The 5609-nt window shown below is 71.3% G+C and carries 8 protein-coding genes; 2 read left to right on the forward strand and 6 right to left on the reverse strand.

What is annotated here, in order from left to right:
* Positions 1-36 precede the first annotated feature (36 nt).
* From AB0O00_RS27910 to AB0O00_RS27920, 3 genes are all read right to left on the reverse strand, one after another.
* A complete protein-coding gene (locus tag AB0O00_RS27910; RefSeq protein ID WP_363656322.1) occupies positions 37-633 on the reverse strand; it encodes a dihydrofolate reductase family protein in 597 nt (198 codons plus the stop codon).
* Between the two features lie 34 nt (positions 634-667).
* Complete coding sequence (locus tag AB0O00_RS27915) at positions 668-1666, reverse strand: GNAT family N-acetyltransferase (RefSeq protein WP_363656324.1); 999 nt, start codon at positions 1664-1666, stop codon at positions 668-670.
* 62 nt (positions 1667-1728) lie between these two features.
* The gene (locus AB0O00_RS27920; protein ID WP_363656326.1) at positions 1729-2382 is read right to left on the reverse strand and encodes a hemerythrin domain-containing protein; all 654 of its coding nucleotides are present in this window, start codon (positions 2380-2382) and stop codon (positions 1729-1731) included.
* A gap of 94 nt (positions 2383-2476) precedes the next feature.
* Here AB0O00_RS27920 and AB0O00_RS27925 point away from each other — a divergent pair, with 94 nt between their 5' ends.
* Positions 2477-3364 carry a LysR family transcriptional regulator gene (locus tag AB0O00_RS27925; RefSeq protein ID WP_363656328.1) on the forward strand — a complete coding sequence of 296 codons (888 nt, stop codon included), beginning with the start codon at positions 2477-2479 and terminating at the stop codon, positions 3362-3364.
* A gap of 34 nt (positions 3365-3398) precedes the next feature.
* On the opposite strand, the gene AB0O00_RS27930 is transcribed toward AB0O00_RS27925, so the two are convergent.
* From AB0O00_RS27930 to AB0O00_RS27940, 3 genes are all read right to left on the reverse strand, one after another.
* Positions 3399-3701 (reverse strand): hypothetical protein, encoded by a 303-nt coding sequence (locus AB0O00_RS27930; protein WP_363656330.1) that lies wholly within the window; start codon positions 3699-3701, stop codon positions 3399-3401.
* 105 nt (positions 3702-3806) lie between these two features.
* On the reverse strand, positions 3807-4058 hold the full coding sequence (locus AB0O00_RS27935) for a mercury transporter (protein ID WP_363656332.1): 252 nt from the start codon (positions 4056-4058) through the stop codon (positions 3807-3809).
* Between the two features lie 11 nt (positions 4059-4069).
* Positions 4070-5059, reverse strand: a complete 990-nt coding sequence (locus AB0O00_RS27940) for an alkylmercury lyase family protein (protein WP_363656333.1) — start codon at positions 5057-5059, stop codon at positions 4070-4072.
* Positions 5060-5114: 55 nt separating this feature from the next.
* Here AB0O00_RS27940 and AB0O00_RS27945 point away from each other — a divergent pair, with 55 nt between their 5' ends.
* The gene (locus AB0O00_RS27945; protein WP_363656335.1) at positions 5115-5513 is read left to right on the forward strand and encodes a MerR family DNA-binding protein; all 399 of its coding nucleotides are present in this window, start codon (positions 5115-5117) and stop codon (positions 5511-5513) included.
* The last annotated feature ends 96 nt before the right edge of the window (positions 5514-5609 follow it).

The following is a 5609-nucleotide window of genomic DNA, read 5'->3' on the forward strand; positions in this document are numbered from 1 at the left end:
AGGGTCGTGCCACCAGCGCCGCCCGCCCGGGATCACTCAGCTGCTGACGCGCGTGTAGGTGAGGAACACCGCACCGCTCTTTAGAACCGTGTGGTCTGCGAGTGTCCAGGTGCGCGGGTCGAAGACAGCCTTGTGGGAGAAGAGCGGGAGCCCGTCGCCGATGGTCAGCGGGCCGACCTTGAGGATCAGCGTGTCGATCTCGCCGTACAGGGCACCCGCGAGCTCGGCGCCGCCGACCAGCCAGATGTCCTTGCCGTCCTGCTGCTTGAGCTCGCGCACGGTCGCCACCGGGTCGTCGGCGACCAGTTCGACGGCCGGGTCCGGGCTCTCGGTCAGGGTTCGGGAGAACACCAGGTGACGCAGGTGGGGGTAGGCGTCGGTGAGGCCGGCCGCGAGACCGATCTCGTAGCTGCGCCGCCCCTCGAGCACGGTGTCGAAGTGCGTGCCCTCTGCCGTGACGGACAGTGCCTGTCGGGCCTGGACGGGCAGCGTCTCCGGGTACTCGGCCACGAGGTGCTGGATGTAGTCCTCCGTTATGGGCCAGAAGCCGTTCGGCCCGGTGGGGTCATCACCGTCCGGGCCCGCGATGAAGCCATCGAGAGTGGTGGCGACGAAATAGGTCAGCTTGCGCATGGACTGTCCGTTCTCTGCTGAGGGCGGTTGCGGGTCAGGTTGCGGGCACGTCGAGTTGGAATTCGTGCGTGCGCCGGTAGGAGCGGAAGCCCAGGGCGTGGTTGACCGCCAGCATGTGGACGTTGTCGCCGGCGTTGTCCGTCTCGATCTCGACGACGCCCGGGTGCTCGGCGCGCAGCCGGCGCACCATGGCGGCCTTGACCCACAGCCCGAGGCCGTGCCCTCGGTGCTCGGGCACGACCGCCGTGTCGTACTGCTGGGCGCGCGTCGGGCAGCCGTGGGGCAGGACGATCTCGGTGTAGCCGGCCATGGTGCCGTCGTCGTGGACGGCGGCGACGGTCAGCAGGGTGTCTCCGCGGTCGGCGACCACCGTGGCCATGGCGCGGACGCGGTCGGCGTCCCACGCCTCGTTGCCGTAGTCCAGGTCTCCGAGGGGCATGTCGTTCATCGCGTTCTTGGCCGTGGCGAAGGCGTCGGCGAGGCCGTCGGGCACCGTTCCGGTCCATCCGGTCAGCCGGTAGGCGTACTCGGCACCGTCGGACTGCAGAAGCCAGCCCTCGTTCGCCTGGTCCAGGCGCAGGATCAGGTGTTCCAGGGTCAGCACCCGGCGGAAGCCCCACCGTGCGCAGAAGGCCTCTCCCGGGCTGTCGGCCGGAGCTTCGACGACCAGGCTGCGCCGGTTCTCGGTGCGGCAGGCCGCCACGGCAGCCGACAGCAGGCGGGAGCCGGTGCCCAGACGCCGGTGTGCGGGGTCGACGTGAAGTTCCAGCTCGGCCAGGTGATCTCGGCCCGGCGAGGTGAACAGCCGCAGCCCCGCGACTGCGACCGGGACGCCGTCCGCTCCGGTGGCCAGCCAGGCCAACCGGCGGCTGTCCAGGGCGGGCTTGGTGAGCCGGGCGTGGATCTGCCCGGGGGCGGGCGGCGGTACTCCGGGCAGGTCGTGGGCCATCGAGGCGACGACGACCTGATGCCACGCGGCGGCCTCGGCGACCGAGACGTGATCGAGTTGAACGAGGTGGGGGTGGTCGGGCAAGAGAAAACTCCCGTGATGTGCGTTGAGCGTACGTCGAGTGCGCCTGCTGGACCCGTGCTGCGTCAGTTCGCGGTGCCGGGACTCCAGCGGTCCAGAGCGAGATAGGCCGGCAGCCACTCGTCGGTGCAGGCGGCGCGGGTGGCGGGGGGTAATGGGGCAAGCAGCTTCGCCACCGTCGCTTCGTCGGCCCCGTCCAGCAGCCACGGCAGCAGGACCGGCGCGTCCCGGGCGATGCGCTGCGCATGGACGTGGCCGAATCGGCCCCACTGCTCGGACGTCAACGCCCGCTGGACCAACGGCAGGGCCCCGTTCTCCTCGTGTTCGAGGTGTCCGGCCAGGCCGGTGGCCAGCGCGTCGGTCAAGGCGCCCAGCCGCAGTGGGTCCGCCTGTGGGTCGGCCAGCGCAGCGTCGACGGCCTCGATCACCGGTCGGATGGCAACGTGTTCGGCCTCCAGAGCCGCCAGGAGAGCCAGCTCCTTCGGGCGGCCGGCCAGGTTTCGGCGCAGCGCGGGCCACAGCGCGTCGTCCTCGGCGGTGTGGTGGGCGTGGAGGGCCTGCTTGAACATCCTCCATCCGGCAGAGGTGGCCAGTACACGCTGGGGGTCACGGTCCGCGGAGGTGGTGATCCGGTCGAGGTGGGCCAGTTCCCGGCGCAGGGCGTCGTGCGTCGCCCACACCACGGTCAGGTCGATGGCGTCGCGCCGGTCGGATTGCATGCCCTCAACCCTCGTGCGAGTCGCGACGATGATCAAGGTAAACTTCGGCGCTGTTCGATAACCGCTGGGTTATCGATGGAGGATCGGGGAGCCGGTGGAGCTGCGGGACATCGAGATCTTCCTGGTCCTGGCCGAGGAGCTGCATTTCGGCCGGGCCGCACAGCGGCTGCACGTCTCGCAGGCCCGCGTGAGTCAGGCCATCAAGAAGCAGGAGCGGCGCATCGGCGCCGAGCTCTTCACCCGCACCAGCCGCACGGTGTACCTGACCGAGGTCGGCCGGCAGTTCCGCGACGATCTGCGGCCGGTCTACACGGGCCTGCACGAATCCCTGGAGCGCGCCCGGCTGGCGGCCCGTGGCATCACCGCACAGCTCCGCGTCAGCCTGCTGCCCTTCAACGTCGTGGATCTGCACCCCTACTGGAAGGAGTTCCGCAGGCGGTACCCGCACTGGGGACTCCAGGTCCGCCAGGCAACCTTCACCGACGTGTTCGGCCAGCTCCGCAGCGGTGCCATGGACGTCGTCGTCCCCTGGCTGCCTGTGCAGGAGCCGGACTTCACCGTCGGGCCGGCCCTGTGCACCGACTCCCGGATCCTGGCCGTGGCCGCCGACCACCGGCTCGCGGAACGGGACTCCGTGCCACTGGAGCTGTTCGCCGACTTCCCGCACAGCACCGCCCTCGGCTTGCCGGACTACTGGGAGGACACGTACCTGCCCTTCCACACCCCACGAGGCCGGCCGATCGAGCGCATCGCAGCCGCGGACAACGCCGATGAGCTGATCAACATGGTCGGCATGGGCGAGATCATCCACAGCTTCCCCGGCCATGTCACCAGGCACTGGGGCATGTCGAACATCCGGTGGCTTCCCATCCCCGACTTGACGACCATGACCTTCGCCCTGGTCTGGCGGACCGAATCCGAGAACGACCTCATCCGCGCCCTGGCCGACACGGTGCGAGATCTCGGCACGTTCCGATTCTGATCCAGCCCGCCTGCTCCACCACTTCGTTGACACCTCAGGGGTGGCTCAGGGCGGCGACGGCGTCGGCGATGTAGTGGTCCCCGAATCGGATCAGGGGAGCGTACTGGGCCGCGCGACGATGGCGCATGAGCCGCAGTTCGGCGACGGCGTTGTCCGGGCCCTCGGGCCGCTGCGCGATGGAACGGCGCAGATGCACCATCGAGTAAGCCAGGGTGACGTGCCGTTCGGCGTCCACGATGTCGGCTTCCAGGAGGGAGCCCCGTGCCTCGGCCAACTCGGGCGAACGGGCGGCCAGTTCCCCGTAGGGGTCGGGCAGCACCGTCAGCAGGTCCTTCATCGCCGCCCGGAACAGGCTGTACCCCCGGTGCTGGCGCCGCTCAACGGGACGTCCGTCGACGGAGGCGCCACTCCATGCTCCTGTACCTGCAGAAACTCTGACCCATCACCGAGGCCGACGTGGTGGGCGGCAGGACCGCCGGCGGCGCCGCAGCCACCATGCTGCTGCCCCGGCGGCCGCCAGCGCGGCGAGCGTGATGACCCACCAGTGGCCGAACCAGGCGGCGAGCGCACCCGAGGCCACGGCGACGATCAGGGCAGGACCGGCGCAGCAGACGACGGCTGCGGCAGCGACGGCCGCGAGCATGGCGGCCGTCCCGCTCCGGGCGGTCGGGTCGCGGCGTTGGGGAGGGCTCATGGTGGTCCGGCTCACTGCGCTGGTCCGGCCAGCAGCGGTCCGAAGATGTCCGCGCCGAGGCGCTCGGCCTCGGCCTGGTCCAGGACGGCGCCGTTGAGGCCGGCGTTCCTCCCGGTCCACTGCTCGGCGGTGTCACGGTCGGTGAAGAAGCGCAGGTAGCCGCAGCACAGGGCGGCGGCCGGGCCGTTGCCGGGGCGGGCGCCGTAGTAGACCACCGCGGTGGCCGGCTGCCACGTGGCTGTCCCGTCGGTGAACTCCACGCGGACGGGCTCACCGGTGACCGGGTCGGCCGAGGTGATGACGGCGTCGGCGCCCAGCATGACCGGGATGCCGAGCGCGTCGATCGCGCACATCGACCACACCGTCGGCCCGTCCGCGATCTGCACGACATGCTCGGTGGGGGTGACGGAGAACGGGTACGCGGCTTGGATTCGGCCGGTGTCGTCCAGGGTGAGGAAGTCCTCGGCGGCCAGTTCCGCGAGCACCCGGTCGGCCGGCACGGCGAAGGGCTCGGCGGCCCGGTCCAGCTCGGCCTGCCCCGGCGGGGCACCGGTGGTGGCGAAGGAGCGCAGGACGGCCTGCTGCACCGCCCGCAGGCCGCCCTCGACCGGAGCGAGGCGACCCCGCCCTGCCCGTCCGGCGGACCGGTCCGCACCGCCAGTGGCGGGAGTGCCGAGCGCGCGCCGCAACTCCTCGACGGAGGGCGCTCCGCCGACCCGGCCGTCGGCTCCGCGATACAGGCGGCAGGACACGCTGGCCGACGTGCCCGGGACGGCGAACGGGTCGCGGCCGTCCACCAGCAGCGTCGGCGAGCCGTGCATGCCCCGGCGCTCGGCCTCCGCCTGGTCGTCGACCACGTGCTCGGCGACCTCCACGTCCGTACGGCCCGCGAGGGCGAGCACCAGCCGCTCCTTGAGCACCGGCCCGTTCGGGCAGTCCGGGACGATCAGCATCTCCACGCGCATCGGCGACACCTCCGGGTCACGGACACTCCAGGTCACGCGGCCCACGGTAGACCTTCCAGCACACTGGAAGGTCAAGGGCTACCGTGGAGGCATGCGCATCGGAGCCCTCGCCGCCGCCACCGGCACCACCACCAAGACCCTGCGCTTCTACGAGCAGGCCGGGCTGCTGGCGGACCCGCCCCGCACCTCGGGCGGCTACCGCGAGTACCCGGCCCACGCCCCGGCCCGGGTGGGTTTCATCCGCTCCGCCCAGGCGGCCGGCCTCAGCCTCGCCGAGATCCGCGACGTCCTGGCGATCCGCGACGACGGCCACCCGCCCTGCGTCCACGTCACCGAGCTCCTCGACCGGCACCTCGCCGACGTCGAGCACCGGATCGCCGAACTGGAGGCGACCCGCGACACGCTGCGCGAACTGACCCGCACCGCCTCCGCAACCGACCCCGCCACCTGCGCGGAGGGCGACATCTGCCGCATCCTCACTGCCGGCTGAGCGGAACCGCTACCTGCCAGTGCTGTGCGACTCCGCGACTTCTCGTGGACAGCGCCACCTGCTCGTTGTCGCCTTGTGGCACACCAAGCGGGTACC

It is taken from the genome of Kitasatospora sp. NPDC093558, assembly GCF_040683475.1.
In the GTDB taxonomy this organism is placed as follows: domain Bacteria; phylum Actinomycetota; class Actinomycetes; order Streptomycetales; family Streptomycetaceae; genus Kitasatospora.

What these genes read in the sequence shown, in the direction of transcription:
- AB0O00_RS27910 (WP_363656322.1), bottom strand. Translation starts at nt 633, where the DNA reads ATGCGCAAGCTGACCTATTTCGTCGCCACCACTCTCGATGGCTTCATC.
- AB0O00_RS27920 (WP_363656326.1), bottom strand. Translation starts at nt 2,382, where the DNA reads ATGCAATCCGACCGGCGCGACGCCATCGACCTGACCGTGGTGTGGGCG.
- AB0O00_RS27930 (WP_363656330.1), bottom strand. Translation starts at nt 3,701, where the DNA reads ATGAAGGACCTGCTGACGGTGCTGCCCGACCCCTACGGGGAACTGGCC.
- AB0O00_RS27935 (WP_363656332.1), bottom strand. Translation starts at nt 4,058, where the DNA reads ATGAGCCCTCCCCAACGCCGCGACCCGACCGCCCGGAGCGGGACGGCC.
- AB0O00_RS27945 (WP_363656335.1), top strand. Translation starts at nt 5,115, where the DNA reads ATGCGCATCGGAGCCCTCGCCGCCGCCACCGGCACCACCACCAAGACC.